Genomic DNA, 24399 nt, shown 5'->3' with positions numbered 1-24399 from the left:
GTCTGCCGCAGCCATGACTACCAGCGCGACTCCCGTCATTCCTTCCGATCCGGCTTGGCGCGGGCGCGTCACCGCGATCGTGCTGATGCTCATCGTACTTTGGCCGCTGCTGACCTGGAGCGAATTCAAGCCCTGGATTCTGCTCGATGCGCAAAGCCTGCAAGCGACCGGGATGTTTCTCGCGTCCTTCCTGCCGCCCGCGCATGCTCCCGATTTCCTGCTGCTGGTCGCCGAGGCGACCTGGCAGACCATTGCGATTGCAACCGCCGGCATGACGCTGGCGCTGATCGGCGCCGTTCCGCTCACCATTCTCATCAATGAACGCCTGTCGGTATCGCGGCTCGGCACCGGCCGCACCGGTGCATTGGGGCGCATCGTCAGGCAGCTGATGCGCTGGCTGCTGGTTCTCCTGCGCAGCGTGCCGGAACTGGTGTGGGCGCTGCTGCTGGTGCGCATCGTCGGTCTCGGACCGACCGCCGGCGTGCTCGCCATCGCCCTCACCTACTGCGGCATGCTCGGCAAGGTGTATGCGGAGATCCTGGAATCGTCCGATCCGCATGCCAGCGACGCGCTGCTCAACAACGGCAGCGGAAGACTGGCTGCGCTGCTGTACGGTGCCCTGCCGGAATCGGCGTCGGAGCTGGTGTCGTACACGGTGTATCGCTGGGAGTGCGCAATCCGCGGTTCGGTGGTGATGGGCTTCGTCGGCGCAGGCGGGCTAGGCCAGCGCATGGATGAGTCGATGAAGATGCTGGCCGGCGGCGAAGTCGCGACCATGCTGATCATCTTCGTGCTGCTGGTGGCGAGCGCCGATCTCGTGAGCAAGCTGCTGCGGCGGAGGCTGGCATGACGCCGAATACACCCGGCATCGCGCCGTCGCCTCCGCCCGGCATCCGCATTTCCACGCTGCTGCTCCTGCTCGGCCTCCTGGCGCTGGTGATTGCCAGCTTCGCCACGCTGCCCCTGCAATGGAAGGCATTCTTCACGTTCGATGCGCTGCGCACCGCGCGCGATTTCCTCGGCGGTTTTGCGCCTCCGGAAAGCGCGCCCAACTTTCTGCGCAAGACGGCGCTGGCGGCGGCCGAAACGATCGCCATGTCGGCGCTGGGCACTGCGTTCGCCGCCGCAGCGGGCATCCTGCTCGCCGTGCCGGCCAGCGGCCGTTTCGGCGCAAGCGCCAAGGCGTTCACGCGCATGCTGCTCAACGTATCGCGCTCGGTGCCCGAGTTGGTATGGGCGTCGATCCTTCTCGTCGCGGCCGGACTGGGCCCGTTCGCCGGCACGCTGGCTCTTGCCTTCCATACCAGCGGTGTGCTGGGCAGGCTGTTCGCCGATGCGCTGGAGAATACTTCACCGCTGCCGGAATCGTCGCTGCGGCTGAACGGCGCGCAGGCGATGCCGGCGTTCCTGTATGCGACATTGCCGCAGGCTTTGCCGCAGATGCTGTCGTACACCCTGTATCGCTGGGAAAACAATATCCGCGCTGCAGCCATCCTCGGCGTGGTCGGTGCGGGCGGTCTCGGGCAAATGCTCAAGTATCACCTCTCGCTTTTCCAGATGCATCAGGCCGCCACCGTGATCATTGCGATGCTGCTGCTTGTCGCCTTCGTCGATGCGGGAAGCTTCGCACTGCGACGCCTATTGATGCGTTGATGTGTTGATGCATGAACCTTTTCCTGCTTCAATCAAACGGATTGATACTGCAGACATCGGCTCTGCGCCGCAAGGAATTTTCAATCGCGGTGATAGTCTCAGCAAATGAGCCGCGTCATGTCTACACACGGCTCCTCACTCTTCATTGCCACCTTGATCGATGATGAGATCATCGGCATGCGTCATCTGCGCATGCACTTTGTACGTTGCGCCGGTAAATCTTGCGCAGTGATCTTCTCTTTCCCTGTCTTTCCTTCACCGCGACGCACCGCAGCAATCGCTTGAATAACAAGCGCATATCGATCCCATCCTAAAGATCGCAGCTATCTATTACGCAGCCGGCCTGCGTGGTACATGTCTTGCATTCTCGTCGCGTCCACCTATCAACGCGACCTGGCCCAGCATCATTGCCAGGCAACTTACGAGAGGAATTCCATGTTTGCTCATAACAAACGTCTTCAGTACACGGTACGCGTCACAGAAAGCAATCCAGGATTGGCCAATCTTCTGCTGGAACAATTCGGCGGACCGCAGGGCGAACTCGCCGCAGCCTGCCGCTATTTCACGCAGGCGCTGAGCGAGGACGATCCGGGCCGCAAGGACATGCTGATGGATATCGCTACCGAAGAGCTCAGCCATCTTGAAGTGATTGGCAATCTAGTCGCCATGCTGAACAAGGGCGCGAAGGGTCCGCTGGCAGAAGGCATCGACAGCGAAGCGGAAATGTATCGCAAGATCAACGGCGCGGGCAACGACAGCCATACGACACAGGTGCTGTACGGCGCAGGTACGCCGCTCGTCAATTCCGCCGGCGTGCCCTGGACCGCGGCCTATATCGACACCATCGGCGAGCCGACCGCAGACCTGCGTTCCAACATCGCGGCCGAGGCGCGCGCCAAGATCGTGTATGAGCGCCTGATCAACTGTACCGACGATCCCGGCGTCAAGGAAGCGCTGGGCTTCCTGATGACGCGCGAGATTGCGCACCAGAAGTCGTTCGAGAAGGCGCTGTATTCCATCGAGCCCAATTTCCCTCCGGGCAAACTGCCTGGCGACTCGCGCTTCGCCAGCGTCTACTTCAACATGTCGCAGGGCGAAGGCGACATGCGCGGCTCCTGGAACCAGGGCGACCAGTGGATGTTCGTATCCGACCGCAACGAGCAGATGGCGGTGGATGGCGGCGACGGCCTTGCCAGCGTGCAGCTCAAGCCCGAGGAAATGACCGCGCTCGACGTCATGGCCAAGCGCACCCAATCCAACCCGACCCTTGATCCGCCGACCGGTGCCGAACTCGGCGCCGCACCCGGCACCGACCAGGGAAAATCGCTCAAGGGCAAAACGATCAAGCCGTGATCACTGATTCATCAACTCATCATTCATGATGATTGAATCTTGAATCGATGAGCCGGTGAATCGCAGCGTCATTGCTGCGTGCAGCAATGACCACCTGTCCAGTCCAGGCAGGCGGCGCCTCGCACCGCCGCCTGCCGGAGGAAAAAGATAACAAGGATGCGCCTTCATGCCACCGCCCACCCTCGCGGACGCACCAGCCTGGAATTCACCGAACACTGCAGACGGAAACGGCATGCTTCGCAGCGTTTCCGTTAACGAAAGCGGCCACTGGATAAGACGCCTGCTCGGCTTCATGGGACCGGGCTACCTGGTCGCGGTCGGCTACATGGACCCCGGCAACTGGGCGACCGATCTCGCCGGCGGCTCTTCCTTCGGCTATTCGCTGCTATGGATCATCATGCTGTCGAACCTGATGGCAATCCTGCTGCAGATACTCGCCGCGCGCCTCGGCATTGCCACCGGCATGGACCTGGCGCAAGCCTGCCGCGCGCATTACTCGCGCCGATCGGCGCTGGCGCAGTGGGTGATCTGCGAAATCGCCATCTGCGCCACCGACCTGGCCGAAGTGATCGGCACCGCGATCGCGCTCAACCTGCTGTTCAACATACCGCTGGCCTGGGGCGTGACGCTGACCGTGCTCGATGTGCTGGTGGTACTGTGGCTGCAGCAGCGCGGCTTCCGCTATTTCGAGGCGCTGATCATCGGCCTGCTCAGCGTGATCTTCGTCTGCATCGTCTTCAACCTGATCCTCGCGCAGCCGCAGTGGCGCGAAGTCGCCGCCGGCATCATCCCCAACAGCCAGACCATCACCGATCCGGCGATGCTGTATGTGGCCATCGGCATCATCGGCGCGACCGTCATGCCGCACAACCTCTACCTGCATTCGTCCACGGTGCAGACGCGGCGCTATGCGCTCGATGAAGAGGGGCGCCGCAGCGCGATGAAGTGGGCATCGATCGATGTGGTGATCGCACTGCTGCTGGCGCTGGTCGTCAATGCCTCCATCCTCATCACCGCCGCCGCCGTGTTCCATGCCAGCGGACACCGCGAGGTAGCGGAGATCCAGGATGCCTACCATCTGCTGACGCCGCTGCTCGGCACCGGCCTGGCGAGCATCCTGTTCGGCCTGGCGCTGCTGGCGTCCGGACAGAGCTCGACGCTGACCGCAACACTGGCGGGACAGATCGTGATGGAAGGTTATGTGCAGCTGAAGATGCGGCCCTGGCTGCGCCGCCTGCTGACGCGTTCGATCGCCATCGTGCCGGCGCTGATCGCGACCATCTACTACGGCGAAAGCGGCACCGCGAAGCTGCTGGTCTTCAGCCAGGTGGTGCTGAGCCTGCAATTGCCGTTCGCGGTGATTCCGCTGGTGCGCTTCACCAGCGACAGCAAGCGCATGGGCAGTTTCGTCAATCCGCGCTGGTTGAGTCTGCTTGCATGGCTGGTCGCAGGCATCATCGTCTCGCTGAACGGCGCGATGCTTTACGGGCTGCTGATGAACTGATTCGATAGAGCGGCATCGATCAGCCGCCCAGCGTTCGGTCCTGGCGCGAGTACCATTCCAGGGCCTGGTCGAGATGCTCGGGCATGAAGTCGGGCCAGTAATCGTCAACCACATAGATATCGGCATACACCGACTGCACCGGCAGAAAGCCGCTCAGCCGCCGCCCCCCTCCCCAGCGCACCACCATGTCGAGGCGGGAGACGTCGCTTGAGCGGATGTCCCCCTGCTTCATGCCGGCCAGATCCCATTTCCAGCCGTAGTTGACGAGGAAATTCACCTTGATGCCGCTGCTGTGCCGCTTGCGGAAATGCCGCAGTTCGGCGGGAAACTGCTCCGAGTCTTCATCGCCCACCACCAGCAGCGCGCAGCCGCGCCGCGTCACTTCCTCGGCGAAGTGCACGCAGGCCTGGCTGAACGCATGCTTCTGTTCCGACGGCCGCTTCACGTTGTCCTGCGTGAAGCCGTACACCGACACTTCCTCGATACCGAGCGCCTTGCATTGCTCGTACAGCTGCAGCCCGGGTTCGATCCCGAACGCATAGCCATCCTGCTTGCCCATGCCGCGGTTGACCGCCCAGCGGCGGTTGCCGTCGGGAATGAAGCCGATGTGTTTTGGAAGCGCCATGGGTTATCGCTGTGCAAGTTGGGTGGGAACCGCCTGACTATAAAAGTTTTGCTCAGGACTCGGATTGCTGCTTCTCCAATGCCGTGCGGATTGCCTGTGCATCCGGGTCGCCCTTGTCTATTGCTTCGTAGTAGGACTTGGCCTGGGCGCGGGTCATGTGCGGCGGCAGGGGCGGCACGTTGGCATCGGCCACGAATTCCAGCAGGCAGGGCCGGTCAGCTGCCAGCGCCTGGTCCCAGGCCGCGCCGACCTGGTCCGCGCTCTCGACCCGGATGCCGTGCAGGCCGAGCATGCGGGCAAAGTCGGCATAGGCAAAATCCGGGAGATCCTGCGAAGGTGCATATTTCGGATTGCTCTCCTGCCCGCGCTGCTCCCAGCTGACGAAGTTCAGGTCGCGGTTGTTGAGTACCATCACCACCAGGTTCGGCCTGCTCCAGGCGCGCCAGTTCTTCGCAATCGTGATCAGGCCGTTGATGCCGTTCATCTGCATCGCGCCGTCGCCGGCCAGGGCGATCACCGGCCGCTCCGGATGCGCATACTTGGCCGCAATCGCATAGGGCACTGCGCAGCCCATCGTGGCCAGTCCACCCGACAGCGAGGCCTGCATACCCTGCCGCATCTGCAGGTGCAATGCATACCAGCTCGTGGTCGAACCCGAATCGCAGGTCAGGATGCAGTCGTCGGGCAAGCGTTTGGACAGTTCATGAAAGGGCAGCTGGGGATTGATCGGCTTGGCCGCATCCATCGCGCGGCGCGCCATGGTCTGCCACCAGCGCGTCACATTGCCTTCGATCTCGTTGCGCCAGCCGCGGTCGCTCTTGCGGTCCAGCAGCGGCAGCAAAGCTTTCAGGGTTTCGCGCGCATCGCCGATCAGGTTGCATTCCATCGGATAGCGCAGGCTGCTCATCCTGGCGTCGATGTCGATCTGCACGCCGCGCGCCTGTCCTTCGGGCGGCAGAAATTCCGCATAGGGGAAGCTCGATCCGACCATCAGCAGCGTGTCGCAGCCGTTCATCATTTCGAAACTCGGCCGCGTGCCGATGATGCCGATGCTGCCGGTAACGAAAGGCAGGTCGTCGGGCACCGCGGCCTTGCCCAGCAGCGCCTTGGCGATGCCGGCGCCGAGCACCTCCGCTGCTTCGATCAGCTCATCGGTGGCGCCTAATGCACCGGCGCCGGCAAGAATCGCCACCTTCTTGCCGCGGTTGAGTATGTCGGCCGCCTGCTGCAGGCTATGGGCCGACGGCACCAGATTGCGACCCACCGTGCCGATGCCGGAATGCACGGTGCCATGCTCGCGCGGCGGCGTTTCCACCGCATCGAGTTCCTGCAGGTCGTTGGGGATGATGATGCAGGTCACCGTGCGCTGCTCCTGCGCGATGCGGAAGGCGCGGTCGATCAGGTGGCGCACCTGCTCCGGCGTCATCGCGGTCTGCACGTATTCATGCGCGACATCCTTGAACAGGGCCTGCAGATCCACTTCCTGCTGGTAATCGCCGCCGAGCGCGGCCCGTTTCTGCTGGCCGACGATGGCAACCACCGGCTGGTGGTCCAGCTTGGCGTCGTACAGGCCATTGAGCAGATGAATCGCGCCGGGGCCGGAGGTCGCCAGGCAGACACCGGTTTCACCGGTAAATTTTGCATGGGCGCAGGCCATGAAGGCAGCCATTTCCTCATGCCGGGTCTGCACGAATTCGATCGCATCCTGGCGGTCGAAGGCGCCCATGATGCCGTTGATGCCGTCGCCGGGATACCCGTAGATGCGCCGGATGTTCCACTGCTGCAGCCGCTGCAGGATGAAGTCGCCTACAGTGCCCGCAGTGCCGACTGTGCCGACAGTACCGACATTGGCCATGATGCTTTCCTCCATGATTGAAGTGATCGAAAGCGCATGGCCAAGCAAGTTGCATTCCGCTTGCCAACCAGCAGCATGAAGCGCTGCGTCCGCAAACAGGAATCAAGACGAAAAAAAGCGACGCCGAAGCGTCGCTTTTTTCCTTGATGGTGCATGATGCAATCCCGCAACGGGATCGCTGCAGCATCAGTAGCTGGTCAGGGGAACCGGCTGCTGGTTCTTGAAGGTGAAGATCGTTACCGGCGATTCCTTCATGTTGCCCTTCTCGTCGAAGGCGTAGGTGCCTGCAACGCCCTTGTACGAGTTCTGGCGGACGGCCGCATTGACCTTGGCCGGATCGACCGAGTCGGCTTTCTTCATTGCATCGGCGTACAGCATCACGCCGTCATAGAAGGAAGCGGCATAGACCGACGGGTCCTGGTTGAACTGCTTCTTGTACTTGCTCTTGAACTCGGGGCCGGAAGCTGCCTTGTCGAGGATGGCGCCGCCCTGCGCGCAGAGCACGTTTTCACCGACGGCCTCGCCGCCGAGCTTGCCCATTTCCGCTGCGCAGATGGTGTCGCCGCCGAGCAGCTTGGCATTCAGGCCGAGCTGCTTCATCTGGCGCGCCATCGGGCCGCCCTGGGGTGCATAGCCGCCGAAGAAGATGGCTTCGGCCTTCTTCGACTTCAGGCTGGTCAGGATGGCGGTGAAGTCCGATGCCTTGTCGTTGGTGAACTCATGGCCCACGACGTTCAGGCCGGAAGCGCGTGCCTGCTTCTTGAACTCTTCGGCAACGCCCTGTCCGAATGCGGTGCGGTCATCAATGACGGCAACGTTCTTCAGCTTGAGTTCCTTGGCGGCGTACAGCGCCATCTTGGAGCCGAGCTGGGTGTCGCTGGCGTTGATGCGGTACAGGCTCTTGTAGCCCTGTTCGGTGATCTTCGGATTGGAGCCGACGGTGGCAACCAGTGCGCCTGCGTCGTTGTAGACGCGGGATGCGGGAATCGCAACGCCGGAATTGTACGGGCCGACGACGTACTTGACGCCGCTGTCCATCAGCTTCTGCGCGACGTTGACGCCGGCTTTCGGATCGCCCTGGTCGTCTTCGCTGACCAGTTCGAACTTGACCTTCTTGCCGCCGACGGTGATCGGCTTGGCATTCAGTTCGTCGATGGCCAGGCGCGCGCCGTTTTCATTGTCCTTGCCGGCGAAGGATTGTGCACCGGACAGAGGGCCGCTGTGGCCGATCTTGACAACGGTTTCCTGTGCGGTGGCCATGCCTGCCAGACCGGCCAGAGCCAGGGCAGCGATAATCTTGTTCTGGTACATGTGGTTTCCTCGTTTAAGTATCTTCTCCATGGCACGGCGATTAGAGCACCTTCGGCTTTCGGCCAGCGCCAGCGCTGTGAACTGGTTGAGTCACGGCTGAGGATTATGGACAAGGTCGTGCAAAATTATCTTGCGTTCTTTTTACGTAAACCGAGGTTTTGTATCAATTTGTTTTCCTTCGCGGGCCAAAGGTGAATTAAATTCGGCTTTTTGCAGGAAATGGAACTTAGACAACAAACCCGACGACATGGAATCAAGCAATCTGTTCACCGGCATTCCGGCCGATCTGCCGCAGGAATTGATGGAAACCCTGGCCGGCGCCGGCCGCGTGCGCATCGAGCGCATCGTCTCGCGCGGCCATGCCTCGCCGCCAGGCTTCTGGTACGACCAGGACGAGCATGAATGGGTGGCGCTGCTCAGGGGAAGCGCCGCGCTGCGCTTCGAGAACGGCGACCGCCTGCTGGAGTTGGCCGAGGGCGACTTCGTCAATATTCCGGCGCATGAACGGCACCGGGTGGAATGGACTGCCGCCGATATGGAGACGGTCTGGCTGGCCGTGTTCTATTGAACGAATCTGCAGTCAGCCCACTCAGTCATGCTCGTAATGCGGCAGGCGCGAGCCGCAGCTCTGGCAGAAGTTGGCATCGGCGTCCAGCCCGCTGGCCAGGCATTCCGGGCAGGTGCGGGTGGTCGGCTTGGGCTGCACCTTCTGCAGCGTCATTTCGGAAGTGATGATGCCGGTCGGCACCGCGAGGATCGACCAGCCGATCAGCATCGACAGCGAAGTGATCGCGCGGCCGAGATCGGTCCTGGGCGTGATGTCGCCGAAGCCGACCGTGGTGACCGCGGTGATCGCGAAATAGACGGCGGTCGGGATGCTGCTGAAGGCGGTGCCCGGTCCGCCCTCGATCACGTACATCAGTGTGCCGTTGAGCACCACCAGGATCGCCACCACCGACAGGAAGATGAATATCTTGCGGCGGCTGGCAATCAGCGCATTGCCCAGCATCGAATATTCCTCGATGTAGGAGGTCAGCTTGAGCAGCCGGAACATGCGCAGCAAGCGCAGCAGGCGGAAGTCGATCAGCGCATGCAGTTCCGGCATCAGCAGCGCCGCAAAGGATGGAACGATGGCCAGCAGGTCGATGATGCCGAAGAAGCTGGTCGCATAGCGCATCGGATGCCGCACGCAGCACAGGCGGCCGATGTATTCCAGCGTGAACAGGATCGTGAAGAACCACTCCAGCCCGCCGAACAGGCGGCCGTGGCGGAAGTTGATGCCCTCGATGCTGTCGAGCATGACAACCACCACGCTCAGCAGGATGGCCGCGATCAGGCTGAAGTCGAATATCCGGCCCGGCAGCGTGTCGGCCTCGAAGATGATGGTGAACAGGCGGGCGCGCCAGCCCGGCGCCGGGCGGCCGAAATAAACTGCGGGGTCGGCAGGCTTGTGTGCGCGCGGCGATGCACTGGCAGAAGAATGGGTACGCTGGGTCATGATGGCTGGCAGTCGTGCGAAATCCGGACAGGCGCGATTCTACAGGACCGGTATTGCCGCTTTGGCAGCTTGCGCACCGGCACCCTTCTTGCACCAGCGGCAAAAGCTTTCCCTTTCCTTGGGCAAACGCACCATTTCCTTGCAGGATGCTGCAACAATCAGACTGTATTCATCACCATAGAGGAAGATAGCCGCATGGATCTCGTCATACGCAACGCCACCCTGCCCGACCATACCCGCGCCGACATCGCGATCAGCGGAGACAAGATCGCCGCCATCGGCACCGACCTTGCCATGAAAGGCAGGCAGGAGATCGATGCCAACGGCGACCTCGTGGCGCCGCCTTTCGTCGATGCCCACTTCCACATGGATTCGACGCTCAGCCACGGCCAGCCGCGCGTGAATCAGTCGGGCACGCTGCTCGAAGGCATTGCGCTGTGGGGCGAGCTCAAGCCGCTGCTGGCGCAGGAAGCGCTGATCGAGCGGGCGATGCAGTATTGCGACTGGGCGGCGGCGCGCGGACTGCTGGCCATTCGCAGCCATGTCGACGTCTGCGACGACCGCCTGCTGGCGGTGGAGGCGCTGCTCGAAGTCAAGCGCCGCGTGGCGCCCTATCTCGACCTGCAGCTGGTGGCCTTCCCGCAGGACGGCCTGCTGCGCAGCCCGACCGCATTCGACAATCTCAAGCGGGCCATCGCGATGGGCGTGGACGTGGTGGGCGGCATCCCGCATTTCGAGCGCACCATGGCCGAAGGCGCGGAATCGGTGCGGCTGCTGTGCGAATTCGCTGCCGACAAGGGTTTGCGCGTGGACATGCATTGCGACGAATCCGACGACCCGATGTCGCGCCACATCGAAACGCTCGCCTATCATGCGAACCGGCTCGGCCTGCACGGCCGCGTCGCCGGCTCGCACCTGACCTCGATGCATTCGATGGACAACTATTACGTCAGCAAGCTGCTGCCGCTGATCGCCGAATCCGGCGTCGCGGCGATTGCCAACCCGCTGATCAACATCACGCTGCAGGGCCGCCACGACACCTATCCGAAACGCCGCGGCATGACCCGCGTGCCGGAACTGATGGCCGCCGGCGTCGACGTCGCCTTCGGCCACGACTGCGTGATGGACCCGTGGTACGGCATGGGCTCGGGCGACATGCTCGAAGTCGCCCACATGGGCCTGCACGTGGCGCAGATGACCAGCCAGGAAGCGATGCGCGCCTGCTTCGACGCGGTGACCGAAACGCCAGCGCGCATTCTCGGCCTGGAAGGCTATGGCTTGCAGGCGGGCTGCTATGCGGATCTGGTGATTCTCGATGCGGGCAGTGCGATCGAGGCGATTCGCCTGCGTGCGCCGCGCCGCTATGTGCTGCGGCGAGGGCGGGTGATCAGCCGGTCGCCGGCGGCGCGTGCGGAGCTTAATTTGCCGGGGCGGCCGGAGCAGGTGGATTTCAGGTTGGGGCAGTAACTAGACCGAAGGGTATTTCAGTATGCCAATGGTAAGCGGGTTTTTGCTATTGAGTGCCATAGCGGTGATTGAATCGCTGACTCGTCATCATCTGTGAGTCACGCAATCAGTAGCTGGTTCGCTCGGTGCCCCTGCAGATTCCCCAAGTCTGCTGACCGGTGAGCCGCTGATCAACTACCTACTGTCTTTACTGCAGCAACAGCATCACAATGCGCACCGCAATGATCCAGCAGATGAGCAGCCCGGCCAGAAAACTCAGCGCCCTCCACGGCTGCAAGCCGCGCAGGTAGATGACGGTGTGCGCATAGCGCGCGGCGACGTAGAGCGCGAACAGCAGCTGCGCCGATTCCTTCGATGCGCCCAGCAGCACATAGGTCAGCGCCAGCGCAAGAAACAGCGGCAGGTTCTCGACATCATTTCGCCAGATGCTGGCACAGCGCTGCACCAGCGGCGCTTCCGCTTCCTTCGGACGCACACCGACCATCGCCGCGTCTTCCGGCACGGTGAAGCTGCGGCTGCGGAAGCGGGTGGCGATCTGCAGAAAGCTGGTCAGCGTAGTCTTGAGGAACAGCGCCGCCAGCGCCATAGCGAAGACGGGCAAGGCCGGATAGGCGTTCATTGCTGCGCTCCCGGTACTGCCTTGCGCATCGCTTCTCTCGCCTCGACATGGCGCGCGACGGCTTCCTCGGTCGGCCACAATTCGCCGATCCGCCAGCAGGACGCCTCGCGTTCGTCGATATTGATCCATACCATCTTGCGGAATTCGGGATCGCCTCCGCCCTCAACCTCCACCAGCAGGTCGGAAAACTTTTCCATCAGATAGCGTTTCTGTTCCGGGGACAGCAAACCCTTGACGGTATGCAGTTCGAGAAAAGGCATGTGCGGCTCCATGTGCTGTTGATCGTGCCGCCATTATCGAAGCGAGCCGTCATGGCGGCCATTGTCGGAAACGACATATTTATGGTTAAATCCGACACATGTCCGAATCTCCCAAAACCATTCGCATCGGCGTGCTGATCTATCCCGGCTGCCTGCGCAGCGGCGCGGTGCTGCCACTCGACGTGTTCCGCATCGCCACCGCGCTGTCCGGCTACCGGCCGGCGGCACAGCGCGTGCATTTCGAAGCGCAATGGTTCGGCGCGCGCGGCGAAGGGAATGTGCAGGTCGGTGGCCTCGGCTTCACCATCGGCCCTGCCGATCTGGATGCATTCGATGCGCTCATGCTGCCCGGCATCGACCATACCGATCCGCACGAGCTGACGCCGCAGCTGGAACAGCTCGGCCCGGAAGCGGATCTGCTGCGGCGCTATGCGCAGCTGGACAGACCCATCATCTCCAGCTGCTCCAGCACCTGCCTGGTGGCGCAGGCCGGCCTGCTCGACGGGCGGCGCGCCACCACTAGCTGGTGGCTCGGCAATTTCTTCCGCAAGCGCTATCCGGATGTGGCGCTGGATGCGGAACAGCTGGTGGTCGAGGACGGCCAGTTCATTTCTTCCGGCGGCATCACTTCTTATCTGGATCTGTCGCTGTGGCTGGTCGGCCGCTTCGGCGGCGACGCCCTGCGCCAGAGCGTCGCCAAGGTGCTGGTCATGGACGGCAACCGCAGCAGCCAGGCGCCCTATATCGCCACGGCGCTGATGCAGGACCAAGGACATGCGGTGATCGACCGGGCGCGGCGCTGGCTGAACAAGCACATGGACCAGTCCTGGACCATGACAGCGTTGGCCGAGCACTGCAACACCACGCCGCGCACCCTTCTGCGCCGCTTCCGCCAGGCGCTCGGCATGAGCCCGATCCAGTATGCGCAGCAGCTCGCGGTGGAGCGCGCCAAGGCGCTGCTGGAATCGACACGGCTGTCGCTGGAAGACATCACCGGCCGCTGCGGCTACGAGGATGTCTCGACCTTCAGCAAGGTGTTCAAGCGCAGCACGCGGCTGACGCCGCGTGAATACCGGGCGCGCTTCGGCTTGCGCCAATAACGGCTCTCCAAGGCATGCCATGAAGTCATGAAGAGCGGCAGGAATTAACATCCTGTCGAATGGAACCGGCTGGCGGGAAAGTGCCACTTAATCGCTCTTCTCCGGACGCGGCATAACTAAGCCATTAAGCGATCAAGCGATCCTCCGGAAGAAGGCTTTTACGGCGAGAAAGCCGGTGCTGTGTCTCATACCGCCGTCTACGGTCGCGGCGCACTGCAAACCCGGCACACTTCTCATAACACTTTCACCAGGAAAATCACTGAAATGCATTTAAAGAATCTGCACTTTTCATCCAGTTGCAATTCACCTTCAAACCCGGCATTTGATCAGGCAGCGGCAACCACAGCCGCGGCAAACCCTTCTGCCGGGACGGCTGATCCACCCTCGGTGCAGCAATCACGGCAGCCGACTCCGACGTTTATAGGACGAAGTTTGGCGCAAAGTTTGATAAAAAAGTTGAGGCCTGCTCGTCACCCGGGCGATGGCGCTACCGCACTGCCCGCCCGCCCATCTGAACCAACACCATCTCCAGTTCCGAGTATGGCTGATTCCGTCGGTACTCCGCCATCGCCACCTCTGGCCGGCGAAACCGCAAGCTTGAATTCTCCACAAGTAGCGTTGTCAGTGGCAAACCCTGCTGATATTCCTCCAGTTCCGAGTATGGCTGATTCCGTCGGTACTCCGCCATCGCCATCTCTGGCCGGCGACACCGCAAGCTCGAATTCTTCACAAGTAGCGTTGTCAGCGGCAAACCCTGCTGATATTCCGCTACCGCCATCTCCGAACGACGAGACCGCAAGCGCAGGTTCTTCACAAACAGCGCTTTTCTCTACCAGGCCAGCTGATGCCCCAGCTCAAACTGGTACCCCGCCCAGTCCGGCTGCAGCCGAACGCCAATTCACGGATGTCGGAACCCAATTTCCCGAAAAGCATGACATTAACAAGACAAGGAATCTATCCGACCTGCCGCCGGAGATTCAACTTCAGATCCTTTCCATGTTGCCGCTTGCAGATAGAAAGCGGTATCGCCTGATAGCAAAGTTTGCAGACGCAATTGGAAAACTGACGTTTCCTAATATTAATGTGTCTTCAACAGAAGATCTCAAAGCAGCTTTGTGTACCCACGGAGAAGATCAGATTCGGTCCCTTGTTTTCACTAAAGGAAACTTTGATAGCCTACATTTCAAGAATGGCGAATTACGCGATCTGATGCGTCGGCAATTGGGACGCCTTGAGTCGCTCAATGTTTTGAACTGCGACAATTTATCCATGGATGGAGTAGAAAACTTGCTGAACAACCGCATACCCAAGCCAGAGCAACTCAAGCAACTCACTGTATCCGGAAACAAGGTCTTGCATACATTAAACGAAAGAAATCTTCTTGAAATACCAAAAAAATTAAGCGGACTTACGCATTTGAATATGCGCCTGTCCAATCCTAATCATTCAATTGGATACCTCGACGTTCGCGGAGCGCTTTATCATCTTTCAAATCTCACACATTTGAATGTGTCCGAATATGGGGATCACAATCTGGCAAATAATCCCAACTGCCTCAACGATGGCACGCTTGCAGGTGCACTGGAAAAAAAGCTAAACCTTACCTATCTCAATCTAAGCGGATGCGGCACTTTAACGCTTCAAGGGATAGCAAATGCATTGACTGGAGCGCCGAATCTCACGCATCTGGTCCTAGCGGACTTGAACATCGATAGTGGCACCGCCCACATGCTTTCCGATGTGCTGCTGAGGGCAAGAGGACTCACGCATCTGGATCTTTCCAACATGGAAGGACTGACAGGCCAGAATTTTGATGATGCATCTGCGCATGTACCAAATCTCGAACAGCTCAATGTGGCCGGATGCAGCGACCTGATAAACAGAAATTTCAATAGTTTCCTAAATGCATTAGAAAGGGCAAATGAACTCACAGGGCTTAACATCTCCAACGTAGGACATCGCCTTCGTGATGAAACGCTTAATCAAATATTGGAAAAATGCGGGAGCAGGCTTACAAGCCTTGAAATGTCATCCTCTGCTATTTCATTCTCAATGGTAAGCGAAGATGGTCTAAATGATGCATTGAAAAAGACGCCCAATCTTGAACGCCTCGATGTGTCTTCATCTTTTATCATCACGAATTTAGTATTACCACCTCTTGCATCGCTCAAGAGCCTGAATGCATCCAGTATGGATGTTCTTAAATCCGTAGACCTGGGCCAGCTTCCCGCCCTGGAAAATCTCAGTCTAAGCAGCTCAGATCCTACTTTCGATATGGCAACGCTCCAGCATGCACTGGCCTCCGTGAAGGATAACCTTACCCATCTGAGCCTGTCGTCCTTTGCAGGGCTTGGCGACGATCACCTGACGGATCTGAGCAGCTTTGACAAACTGCGGTATCTTGATTTGTCCGACAATGATGACATCACCGACGCGGCACTCACTCCGGGCAGGCTGCCCCCTTGGCTTGAATATCTGTCCGTGAAGGGATGCGCCAAGTTGACTGATGCCGCATTGAAGAACTTGCCCGAAACTATTCAGGTTGTTCAGTACTGACGCGCGATGCTGTTTCACAGGCTTTCATGACGCTTGAGGGGAAGCGCTCAAACGCAGTGCAAGAGCGCTTTCGCATTGATGGCTATCCTCCTTGCGGCAATCTGGTTTCATCAGTTTTCATCAATTGAAAAACTAGGGCGTGTCATCAATTGGTTTGGGAGATGCGTTCTTGCCAAAACGCGTACGGGTGGCGCGTGGCGACGCCAAGGCTGGCCGCCTTGGCTAGCCATGCAACGCCCGTAGCACGCGTTTTGGCAAGAACCCTTCGGGAACGGGCCATAGGCGCCGCATGCCGGTGTTGCAGCTCCTTGCCCTAGCCCCGGCTACGACGCGTCGCCGCGCCTAGGCCTGCAACGCCTATGGCCCGTTCGCACTCACAAACCAATTGATGACACGCCCTAGTCCGCCACCTTGCTTGGTATGATTCCGTTTCCCGTCTTTCCACCCTGCCCGCCATGAAATGCGCCATCGTCCCCGTCACCCCCTACCAGCAGAACTGCAGCATCCTCATCTGTGAAAACACCAAACGCGCCGCGCTGGTCGATCCCGGTGGCGAGGTGCCGCGCCTGCGCGCCGCGCTGGAAAAGCTGGGCGTAACGCTGGAAAAAGTGTTCCTGACCCATGGCCACACCGATCATTGCGGCGCGGCCGGCATCGTGCGCGAGGAATTCGGCGTCCCCATCGAAGGGCCACAGCGGGAAGACAAGTTCTGGATCGACCGGCTGCCGGAATCGACCCGGCGCCCCGGTTTTACGCCGGCCGACGCCTTCGAACCGGACCGCTGGCTGGAAGACGGCGACACGGTGAGCTTCGGCGAACAGACGCTGCAGGTGCTGCACTGCCCCGGCCATACGCCGGGCCATGTGGTGTTCTTTCATGAAGGCCTGCGGCTGGCCTTTGTCGGCGACGTGCTGTTCCAGGGCTCGATCGGACGCACCGACTTCCCTCGCGGCGATTACGACACGCTGATCGACTCCATCCGCAGCAAGCTGTGGCCGCTCGGCGACGACGTGACCTTCATTCCCGGCCATGGACCGGCCTCGACCTTCGGCCATGAACGGCAGCACAATTCCTTTGTCGGCGATGTGCGCTTCCGCTGAGGATCGACAAGGGTTGCCGGAGAGCGCCGAGCGCCCTTGAAGCTTTTAACAATACAGGCTTGCTTTTTCCGGCAAGCTGCTATACTTCAGTAAATATTTCCGCAGGGCAAACCAATTGAAAGATTGGGACGCAAAGCTTCCGGCCTAAAAGCGGTGTCTTTTTGACACGCTCACGGCAGCGGGGCCGCCTTCCGAAGCGAAGCCACGCTTCTCGCCTTGGCATGCCTTGCATTTTTGTGAGCCGACATGCCGAAGTTCCTGACGATATTCCTGCTGACCGCCGCCATGCTTGCCCTTGCGCCCGCCGCGCGGGCCGAATGCGGCTTTTCCCATGACAGCGACACGCTGACCATCGTGGTCGGCAAAGGATCGCAGTCCTGCTTTTCCTCCGACGAATTCCGTACCGCCTTCAAGGCTCAGGTTACCGCCGCGCTGGAAGGCGGCGGTACCGCGTCGGGCACGACGAGGCAGAAAAGGGCTTTCGATGATCGTAACGGCAGCGGACGCAAGCTCTAGGGCCTCGCCGAGCGTCAACACCAGATGAACAGGATGAGCAGCTATTTCGGCCAGCGCTGAGTGCGGCCCGGAAGCTGTTTGCAAAGCGGCATGACATCTTGAAAAGAAATTCGCCACGAAGTGGCGTTGAATTGACAACAAAGCCAAAGGAAACGGAAAAGAAGCTGCTTAACCCGCTTCACCGGTATTTAGAACCGGCGCGTAATTGCCGATAATCAAGGAACTATTGCTTATGTAAAAGTTTCGCCTCATGACGAGCGGTTTTGGAAGGAACGGGAAAGACATGCGCTTCAACAGACAATCCGGCATCACCCTGATCGAACTGATGGTGGCGGTCGCCATCGTGGGCATCCTCGGCGCGATTGCGCTTCCGGCCTATCGCGATTACGTCACGCGCGGACGGATTCCGCAGGCCACCAACAACCTGTCCACCCTGCGAGTGCAGCTCGAGCAGTATTTTCAGGACAACCGCACGTATGTCGGCGCCTGCGCCAACAATACCGTCGCGCCGCTGCCGGCCAGCGATGATTTCGTCTATACCTGCCCGACTCTGACAGCCACCACCTTTATCGCACAGGCAGCCGGACGCGGCACGATGAGCGACTTCACCTATCGCATCAACGAATCCAATGCGCGCAGCACCACTGCCGCCCCGTCAGGCTGGGGGACGACGCCTGCGGATTGCTGGATTACGAAGAAGGGCGGCTGCTGATGCCATCAACGATGCGCAGCGCCCAGGCCGGCGTGACACTGATCGAGCTGATGGTCAGCATGACCATCCTGATGCTCGCGCTCGCCTGGGGGCTGCCATCGTTCAGCCTGTGGCTGCAAAGCGCACAGGTGCGCACAGCGGCCGAATCCATACAGAACGGCATGCACCTGGCGCGCACGGAAGCGGTCAAGCGCAATGCGGTTGTGCGCTTCAGCTTGACCGACAACACCGGACGGGTGGCATGGACGGTCGGCTGCGTCACCGCTACTGCTGACTGCCCGGCCGAGATACAAACTCGGCTTGCTGCCGAAGGCACGCCGAACGCCCGCGTCGGCGCCAGCGTTGCCGCGGTGGCTTCGCCGGCGCCGGCCAACGCCTACAGTGCCGCGCTGACCGCCGGCGCCGCGCTGCCGGCAGGCGTGAGCTTCGACGGCATGGGCCGCGTGCCGGCCGCCAATGTCGGCACCGACATCACCCGAGTCGACGTGATCAATGCGGCCAATACCGCGGCACGTCGGCTGGTGGTGACGATCAATGCCTTCGGCCTGATCCGCATGTGCGATCCGGCCGTCGCGCTGTCGGCCAACCCGGTCGGCTGCAGCTAGGAGGAGATGCGATGAACATACGCACACGGCATATTGGGCAGACCAGGCAGAATGGCATCGCGGTGGTCGAAAACCTGGTGGCCATCCTGATTTTTTCCTTCGGCATTCTCGGCATCGTCGGGCTGCTGGCGTCATCAATGAAGAGCTCCGCGTCCGCCAAGTACCGCAACGACGCCAGCATGCTGGCCAATCAGATCGTCGGCGAGATGTGGGTCGCCGACAAGAGCAATACCGCACTCAAGGCCGGCTTCGAAAGCCCGGGCGGCGCTTCGTTCGCCGCCTGGAAAACCAGGGTCGGCACCACTCTCCCCGGCATCACCGACACCGTCAACCTGCCCACAGTGACCATCGATGCCAACAACGTGGCGACGGTGACGGTGCGCTGGCAGGCGCCCGGCGAAAAGGCCGCCCACAACTACGTGCTCACTGCGCGGATCAACGGTTGAGAAATAGCCATCATGCCATCCTGCCGTCATCATTCCCGCACCCCTGACCGCTGCCGCATCCGCGGCTTCAGCCTCGTCGAAGTCATGGTGGGCATCGTCATCGCGATGCTTGCATCGCTGGTGATGCTGCAGGTATTCGCCACCTTCGAAGAGAGGAAGCGCACCACCAACAGCGGCTCGGACGCGCAGACGGAAGGCGCCTTCGCCAGCTATACCATCGAACGCGACACGCGCATGGCGGGCTACGGACTCAACATGCCGGAGCTGCTCGGCTGCAGGGTCAACAGCAGCTTCAACGGCACCGCCAGCAGCTTCACGCTGGCGCCGGTCATGATCACCAACGGCGCCAGCGGGCGGCCGGATGCGATCCGGGTGGTGGCGAGCTCCAAGAAGAAGTGGAGCGTTCCTGCCCGCATCACCACCGACCATCCGCCCCAGGCCACCAACATGTTCCTCAATACCACCCAGGGCATCGAGCCGGGCGACCTGATCGTGGCGGCCCAGGCCGGCAAGGATTGCACGCTGATGCAGGTGACCAATATCCCGAACGGCAACGTGCAGATCCATCATCACAGCACGAGTCCCTGGAATCCGCCGGGCGGACAGAACATCTTCCCCAAGCCCGACGGCTATACCGCCGGTGCGATGCTGTTCAATTTCGGCGGCTTCACCGACCACACCTACTCGGTCGATGCCCGCGGCAATCTGCAGCTGTCGGATTTCCGCTCCTCGACCAACACTTCCACGATACAGCCGCTGGTGTCCGGCATCGTCAACCTGCAGGCGCAATACGGCTTCGATACCCGCCCGGGCGCACCGACCGACGGTCGCGTGAGCGAATGGAGCGACACCATGATCGATGCCGACGGCAGCGGCACCGTCGGCGATGCCGGCGACATCCGCCGCATCTATGCGCTGCGCTTTGCCATCGTCGCGCGCAGCGTCCAGATGGAAAAGCCGAAGCCGGACGGCACCTGCGCCATCACCACGGCCACCTCCGCCAACAAGCCGACCTGGGCCGGCGGCGATATCGATGTCAGCAAGAATCCCGACGGCTCCGCCAACGCGAGCTGGACCTGCTACCGCTACAAGGTAACGGAAACCGTGGTCCCGCTGCGCAACCTGCTGTGGAGGGAATGATGGTCACAAGAATCCCGCGCAATGCACTTGCGGTCTTTCCTCGGTCCCAGCAAGGCGTGGTGCTGCTGGTGGCGCTCATCGTGCTGGTGGCAATGACGCTGGCCGCGCTGTCGCTGGTGCGTTCGATCGATACCGGCAACCAGGTGGCCGGCAACCTGGCCTTCAAGCAGGGCGCGACCGCCGCTGCCGACGGCGGCGTCGAGGCCGCCATCGACTGGCTCGTGACCAAGGTGGGCACGCCGGCGCTGCATGCCGACGTCCCGGCACAGGGTTATTACGCAACCAGCCAGGATACGCTGGACATTACCGGCACCAGCGGCAACGACGATTACGCGGCGGTGGACTGGGACAACAACAACTGCAACGGCATCAGCGCGGCAGCCTGCATCAAGCCCTCTGCCGCCATCGACGCGGGCAACGGCAATTCGATCACCTACATCATCCACCGGCTGTGCGTGTCCAGCGGCGACCCGAATTCCTCCGGCAATTCCTGCGCCAACTTCAAGTCAGCCTCCTCGACCAGCCCCAAGCGCGGCGAAATCAAGTACGGCGACGACAAGCGCTTCGAACCGCTGCCGGCCGTGTATTACCGCATCACGTCGCGGGTCAAGGGTCCGAAGAACACCGTCAGCTTCGTGGAAACCATCGTCCACTTCTAGCGGACGAGATACCAGCCGCGCCCGCAGCACAGGGAGAACCAGTATGAAAAACCGGCATCGCCGCATGAAGCGCAGCACCCTGGCAGGACTGGGTGTGCTGCTTTGCCCCGCCATCGCCGCGCAGGCCGCGGTCACCGATATCGCCAATGCGCCGATGGCCTCGTCGTCGGTCAGTTCGGTCAAGCCCAACATCATGTTCATCCTGGATGATTCGGGCAGCATGGCGTGGGACTACCTGCCGGACGCCGGCAACTTCGGCAGCGACAGGTACGGCAACTTCAGCAATCATTGCAACGGGCTCTACTACAACCCGGCCACGACTTACGCGCCGCCGGTGGATGCGTCGGGCAACAGCTTTCCGAACGCCAGCTTCACCTCCGCGAAGAACAACGGCTTCTCCAGCTCGTCAAACAGCACCAACCTGACCGGCCGCTATTACTACACCTATTCCGGGACACAGGCCGACCTGGGGTTCACCTACAATACCAACGGTACCGTCAAGAACAACACCACGTTCTACAACGAGTGCAACAGCGAAGAAACCAAGTCACCGGGCAAAAACGTTTTCACCAAGGTGACGGTCAACTCCACGTCGGGCCCCGGCGGCACCGATGAAAGGACCAATTTCGCCAACTGGTTCACCTATTACCGCACCCGCATGCAGACCATGAAGAGCGCCGCGGGACGGGCATTCAAGAACATCGGCAGCAACTATCGGGTCGGGCTGACCACCATCAATTACACCGGCACCAGCAATTCGAACAGCGAGTTCCTCAACATCTCGGATTTCGATGCAACGCAGAAAGCCAGCTGGTACAGCAAGTTCTACGACGTCGATCCGGTGGACGGCACGCCGCTGCGTGCGGCGCTGTCGAAGGTGGGCCGCATCTATGCCGGCAAGGCCGGCACGGACCCGGTGCAGTATTCCTGCCAGCAGAACTTCGCGATCCTGTCCACCGACGGCTACTGGAACGGCGATGCCGGCTATCAGCTCAACGGCAGCACCGCCATCGGCAACCAGGACGGCGGCACGACGCCGCGCCCCATGTACGACGGCAACAGCAGCAGCAATACGCTGTCCGACGTCGCGATGTACTACTACAAGACCGACTTGCGCGATGAGTCGCTCAATAACTGCACCGGCGCACTCGGCACCAATGTCTGCGAAAACAACGTTCCCGGCGCCGGCGCCGACATCAATACCCAGCAGCACATGACCACCTTCACGCTGGGCCTCGGCGTCAACGGCACGCTGGCCTATGCGGAAGACTATCTGACCGGCGGCTCGGCCGACTTCACCGCGATCTCGCAGAGCACCAAGAACTGGCCGGCCCCGGCTGCCGATTCACCAACCGCCATCGATGATCTCTGGCATGCGGCGGTCAATGGCCGCGGCACCTATTTCAGCGCACAGAATCCGGATTCCCTCGTCAGCGGCATCAGCAAGGCCCTGAGCGGCGTGACCGCCCGCACCGGTTCGGCTGCCGCCGCCGCCACCTCCAACCTGGAGCCGGTGGCCGGCGACAACTATGTGTACATCGCGCTGTACCGCACCGTGAAATGGGATGGCGATCTCCAGGCCAAGACCATCGACCCCAACTCCGGCGTGATTTCCGCAACGCCGGTGTGGTCGGCGCAGCCGCTGCTCGACAACAAGATTTCCGCGACCAGCGATACCCGCACCATCTACACCTTTGACGGCACCGCAGGCAACCGCCTCAAGCCGTTCACCTGGAACAGCCTGAGCACCGGCGAGAAGGCCTATTTCAACAACATGTGCTCGGGCACCGACAAGCTGTCGCAATGCTCCGCGCTGACCACGGACCAGAAGACGGCGGCATCGGGCGAGAACCTGGTGAACTTCCTGCGCGGCCAGAACGGCTTCGAGGATGAAGCCGGCAACACCGACCGCCTCTACCGCGACCGCGAACACGTGCTGGGCGACATGATCAGCTCCCAGCCGGTGTATGTGAAAAAGCCGCCGTTCGCCTATGTCGACGAGAACTACAGCGACTTCCGCGACAGAAAGTGGCCGGACCGCCAGGCAATGGTCTATGTCGCGGTCAACGACGGCATGCTGCATGCATTCAACGGCGATACCGGCGTGGAAATGTGGGCCTACGTGCCGCCCATGGTCATGCCCAACATGTACAAGCTGGCCGACAAGAACTATGCGGCCAACCACCAGTACTATGTCGACGGCTCGCCGACCATCGGCGACATCTGCCCGAATGCGCCTTCCTCCACCTGCACCAGGGACCAGTGGAAGACGGTGCTGGTCGGCGGGCTCAACGCCGGCGGGCGCGGCTACTATGCGCTCGACGTCACCGATCCTTCCAATCCCAAGGCCCTGTGGAATTTCACTTCCACCGACGACAGCGACCTTGGCTACACCTTCGGCAACCCGGTGGTCACCAAGCGCAAGGACGGCACCTGGGTCGTGGTGTTCAGCTCGGGCTACAACAATGTCTCCCCCGGCACCGGCAAGGGCTTCCTGTACGTGCTCAACGCCAACACCGGCGCCGTGCTGGAAAAAATCGCCACCAACGAAGGTAGCGCCGGTACGCCGAGCGGGCTCGGCAAGATCAGTGCCTGGGTCAACAGCACCACCAGCAATACGGCCGAGCGCTTCTACGGCGGTGACCTGCTGGGCAATGTCTGGCGCTTCGACATCGACAACGTGGTGCCGCCGAGCGGCAAGGAAGCGACCCTGATCGCCGAACTCGGCAAGGTCAACGGCGCCGGCACGCAGCCGATCACCACCAAGCCGGAACTGACCGAGATCACCGCCGGCGGCAGCACCCATGCGGTCGTGCATGTGGCAACCGGCCGCTATCTCGGCCTGACCGACCTCGGCGACACCAGCCAGCAATCGGTCTATTCCTTCAAGGACAACCTGACGGGAACCGGTCTCGGGCAGGTGCGCGGCGCCGGCGTGCTGGTCAAGCAGACCCTGACCACGCTCACCGGCGCCAGCGGCGAGAAGATCCGCACCTCGTCGACCAACGATGTGGACTGGTCGACCAAGTCGGGCTGGTATGTCGACCTGAATCCGAACAGCGAGTCGCCCGGCGAGCGCGTCAACGTCGACATGCAGCAGCAGCTCGGCCTGCTGACGGTGGCGGCCAACGTTCCCGATGTCAATGCCTGCAACGTGGGCGGCTATGCCTGGCTGTACTCCTTCGACTACAAGACCGGCCAATACGTGAAGAGCGCGGCATCCGGCATGGTAGGCCGCCGCCTGAGCGCCAATGCGCTGGTCGCCGGCATCAAGACCATCAAGCTCACCACCGGAAAGACGGTCACCGTGGTCACCGATACCGGCGGCACCATCGGCAGCGTCGACGATCCCAGCTCGAATCCGAACGGCGACGGCGACGCCAAGCGCGTCTCCTGGCGCGAACTGCTGGACTAAGGCAA

At 61.3% G+C, this 24399-nt stretch carries 23 protein-coding genes and 1 riboswitch; of the genes, 17 read left to right on the top strand and 6 right to left on the bottom strand.

The genetic code is table 11. The features are described 5' to 3' along the window. The first annotated feature begins 13 nt into the window (after nt 1-13). The 5 genes from IGW03_RS12535 to IGW03_RS12515 all read left to right on the top strand — a co-directional run bounded on the left by IGW03_RS12535 (nt 14) and on the right by IGW03_RS12515 (nt 4510). On the top strand, nt 14-850 hold the full coding sequence (locus IGW03_RS12535) for a PhnE/PtxC family ABC transporter permease (protein ID WP_194722901.1): 837 nt from the start codon (nt 14-16) through the stop codon (nt 848-850). Next, complete coding sequence (phnE, locus tag IGW03_RS12530) at nt 847-1653, top strand: phosphonate ABC transporter, permease protein PhnE (RefSeq protein WP_194722900.1); 807 nt, start codon at nt 847-849, stop codon at nt 1651-1653. The genes IGW03_RS12535 and phnE overlap by 4 nt, the downstream gene beginning before the upstream one ends. Before the next feature lie 117 nt (nt 1654-1770). After that, entirely contained in the window at nt 1771-1938 is a 168-nt protein-coding gene (locus IGW03_RS12525) for a hypothetical protein (protein ID WP_194722899.1), read from the top strand. Between the two features lie 150 nt (nt 1939-2088). After that, entirely contained in the window at nt 2089-3006 is a 918-nt protein-coding gene (locus IGW03_RS12520) for a manganese catalase family protein (RefSeq protein ID WP_194722898.1), read from the top strand. 166 nt (nt 3007-3172) lie between these two features. Next, nucleotides 3173-4510 carry an Nramp family divalent metal transporter gene (locus tag IGW03_RS12515; RefSeq protein ID WP_194722897.1) on the top strand — a complete coding sequence of 446 codons (1338 nt, stop codon included), beginning with the start codon at nt 3173-3175 and terminating at the stop codon, nt 4508-4510. 19 nt (nt 4511-4529) lie between these two features. Here the strand turns inward: IGW03_RS12515 and IGW03_RS12510 are convergent, their stop codons facing one another. The 3 genes from IGW03_RS12510 to IGW03_RS12500 form a co-directional block, all read right to left on the bottom strand. After that, a complete protein-coding gene (locus IGW03_RS12510) occupies nt 4530-5135 on the bottom strand; it encodes an undecaprenyl diphosphate synthase family protein (protein WP_194722896.1) in 606 nt (201 codons plus the stop codon). Between the two features lie 52 nt (nt 5136-5187). Beyond that, a complete protein-coding gene (locus IGW03_RS12505) occupies nt 5188-6990 on the bottom strand; it encodes a thiamine pyrophosphate-requiring protein (protein WP_194722895.1) in 1803 nt (600 codons plus the stop codon). Nucleotides 6991-7176: 186 nt separating this feature from the next. Next, nucleotides 7177-8301 carry a branched-chain amino acid ABC transporter substrate-binding protein gene (locus IGW03_RS12500; protein ID WP_194722894.1) on the bottom strand — a complete coding sequence of 375 codons (1125 nt, stop codon included), beginning with the start codon at nt 8299-8301 and terminating at the stop codon, nt 7177-7179. Nucleotides 8302-8548: 247 nt separating this feature from the next. Between IGW03_RS12500 and IGW03_RS12495 the strand changes: the two genes are divergently transcribed. Continuing rightward, complete coding sequence (locus tag IGW03_RS12495) at nt 8549-8869, top strand: cupin domain-containing protein (RefSeq protein ID WP_194722893.1); 321 nt, start codon at nt 8549-8551, stop codon at nt 8867-8869. Between the two features lie 21 nt (nt 8870-8890). Here IGW03_RS12495 and IGW03_RS12490 read toward each other — a convergent pair whose 3' ends face one another. Next, entirely contained in the window at nt 8891-9799 is a 909-nt protein-coding gene (locus IGW03_RS12490; RefSeq protein ID WP_194722892.1) for an ion transporter, read from the bottom strand. Nucleotides 9800-9994: 195 nt separating this feature from the next. On the opposite strand from IGW03_RS12490, the gene IGW03_RS12485 reads away from it, so the two are divergent. After that, nucleotides 9995-11266 (top strand): amidohydrolase family protein, encoded by a 1272-nt coding sequence (locus IGW03_RS12485; protein WP_194722891.1) that lies wholly within the window; start codon nt 9995-9997, stop codon nt 11264-11266. Between the two features lie 187 nt (nt 11267-11453). Here IGW03_RS12485 and IGW03_RS12480 read toward each other — a convergent pair whose 3' ends face one another. Continuing rightward, a complete protein-coding gene (locus IGW03_RS12480) occupies nt 11454-11885 on the bottom strand; it encodes an MAPEG family protein (protein ID WP_194722890.1) in 432 nt (143 codons plus the stop codon). Further along, nucleotides 11882-12145 (bottom strand): tautomerase family protein, encoded by a 264-nt coding sequence (locus IGW03_RS12475; RefSeq protein ID WP_194722889.1) that lies wholly within the window; start codon nt 12143-12145, stop codon nt 11882-11884. The genes IGW03_RS12480 and IGW03_RS12475 overlap by 4 nt, the downstream gene beginning before the upstream one ends. A 98-nt stretch (nt 12146-12243) precedes the next feature. Between IGW03_RS12475 and IGW03_RS12470 the strand changes: the two genes are divergently transcribed. The 10 genes from IGW03_RS12470 (at nt 12244) to IGW03_RS12425 (ending at nt 24394) form a co-directional block, all read left to right on the top strand. Beyond that, the gene (locus tag IGW03_RS12470; RefSeq protein WP_194722888.1) at nt 12244-13245 is read left to right on the top strand and encodes a GlxA family transcriptional regulator; all 1002 of its coding nucleotides are present in this window, start codon (nt 12244-12246) and stop codon (nt 13243-13245) included. Nucleotides 13246-13509: 264 nt separating this feature from the next. Continuing rightward, the gene (locus IGW03_RS12465; protein ID WP_194722887.1) at nt 13510-15801 is read left to right on the top strand and encodes a leucine-rich repeat domain-containing protein; all 2292 of its coding nucleotides are present in this window, start codon (nt 13510-13512) and stop codon (nt 15799-15801) included. A gap of 455 nt (nt 15802-16256) precedes the next feature. After that, nucleotides 16257-16901 (top strand): MBL fold metallo-hydrolase, encoded by a 645-nt coding sequence (locus IGW03_RS12460; protein WP_194722886.1) that lies wholly within the window; start codon nt 16257-16259, stop codon nt 16899-16901. A 95-nt stretch (nt 16902-16996) separates the two neighbouring features. Beyond that, nucleotides 16997-17093: riboswitch (cyclic di-GMP riboswitch) on the top strand. Nucleotides 17094-17147: 54 nt separating this feature from the next. Beyond that, entirely contained in the window at nt 17148-17417 is a 270-nt protein-coding gene (locus tag IGW03_RS12455) for a hypothetical protein (protein ID WP_194722885.1), read from the top strand. A gap of 283 nt (nt 17418-17700) precedes the next feature. Then, nucleotides 17701-18129: a type IV pilin protein gene (locus tag IGW03_RS12450; protein WP_194722884.1), complete on the top strand. Its 429-nt coding sequence runs from the start codon at nt 17701-17703 to the stop codon at nt 18127-18129. After that, the gene (locus IGW03_RS12445) at nt 18129-18734 is read left to right on the top strand and encodes a GspH/FimT family pseudopilin (RefSeq protein ID WP_194722993.1); all 606 of its coding nucleotides are present in this window, start codon (nt 18129-18131) and stop codon (nt 18732-18734) included. The genes IGW03_RS12450 and IGW03_RS12445 overlap by 1 nt, the downstream gene beginning before the upstream one ends. 11 nt (nt 18735-18745) lie before the next feature. Continuing rightward, nucleotides 18746-19180, top strand: a complete 435-nt coding sequence (locus IGW03_RS12440; RefSeq protein WP_194722883.1) for a PilV family protein — start codon at nt 18746-18748, stop codon at nt 19178-19180. Between the two features lie 12 nt (nt 19181-19192). Beyond that, nucleotides 19193-20320 (top strand): PilW family protein, encoded by a 1128-nt coding sequence (locus IGW03_RS12435; protein ID WP_194722992.1) that lies wholly within the window; start codon nt 19193-19195, stop codon nt 20318-20320. Then, nucleotides 20317-20979 carry a pilus assembly PilX family protein gene (locus IGW03_RS12430; RefSeq protein ID WP_194722882.1) on the top strand — a complete coding sequence of 221 codons (663 nt, stop codon included), beginning with the start codon at nt 20317-20319 and terminating at the stop codon, nt 20977-20979. Before IGW03_RS12435 ends, IGW03_RS12430 begins: the two co-directional genes overlap by 4 nt. Nucleotides 20980-21022: 43 nt before the next feature. Beyond that, nucleotides 21023-24394 carry a pilus assembly protein gene (locus tag IGW03_RS12425; protein ID WP_194722881.1) on the top strand — a complete coding sequence of 1124 codons (3372 nt, stop codon included), beginning with the start codon at nt 21023-21025 and terminating at the stop codon, nt 24392-24394. The last annotated feature ends 5 nt before the right edge of the window (nt 24395-24399 follow it).

This window comes from Noviherbaspirillum malthae (assembly GCF_015352985.1).
In the GTDB taxonomy this organism is placed as follows: Bacteria; Pseudomonadota; Gammaproteobacteria; order Burkholderiales; family Burkholderiaceae_D; genus Noviherbaspirillum; species Noviherbaspirillum malthae.
This window is presented reverse-complemented; position numbering and strand designations above follow the sequence as displayed.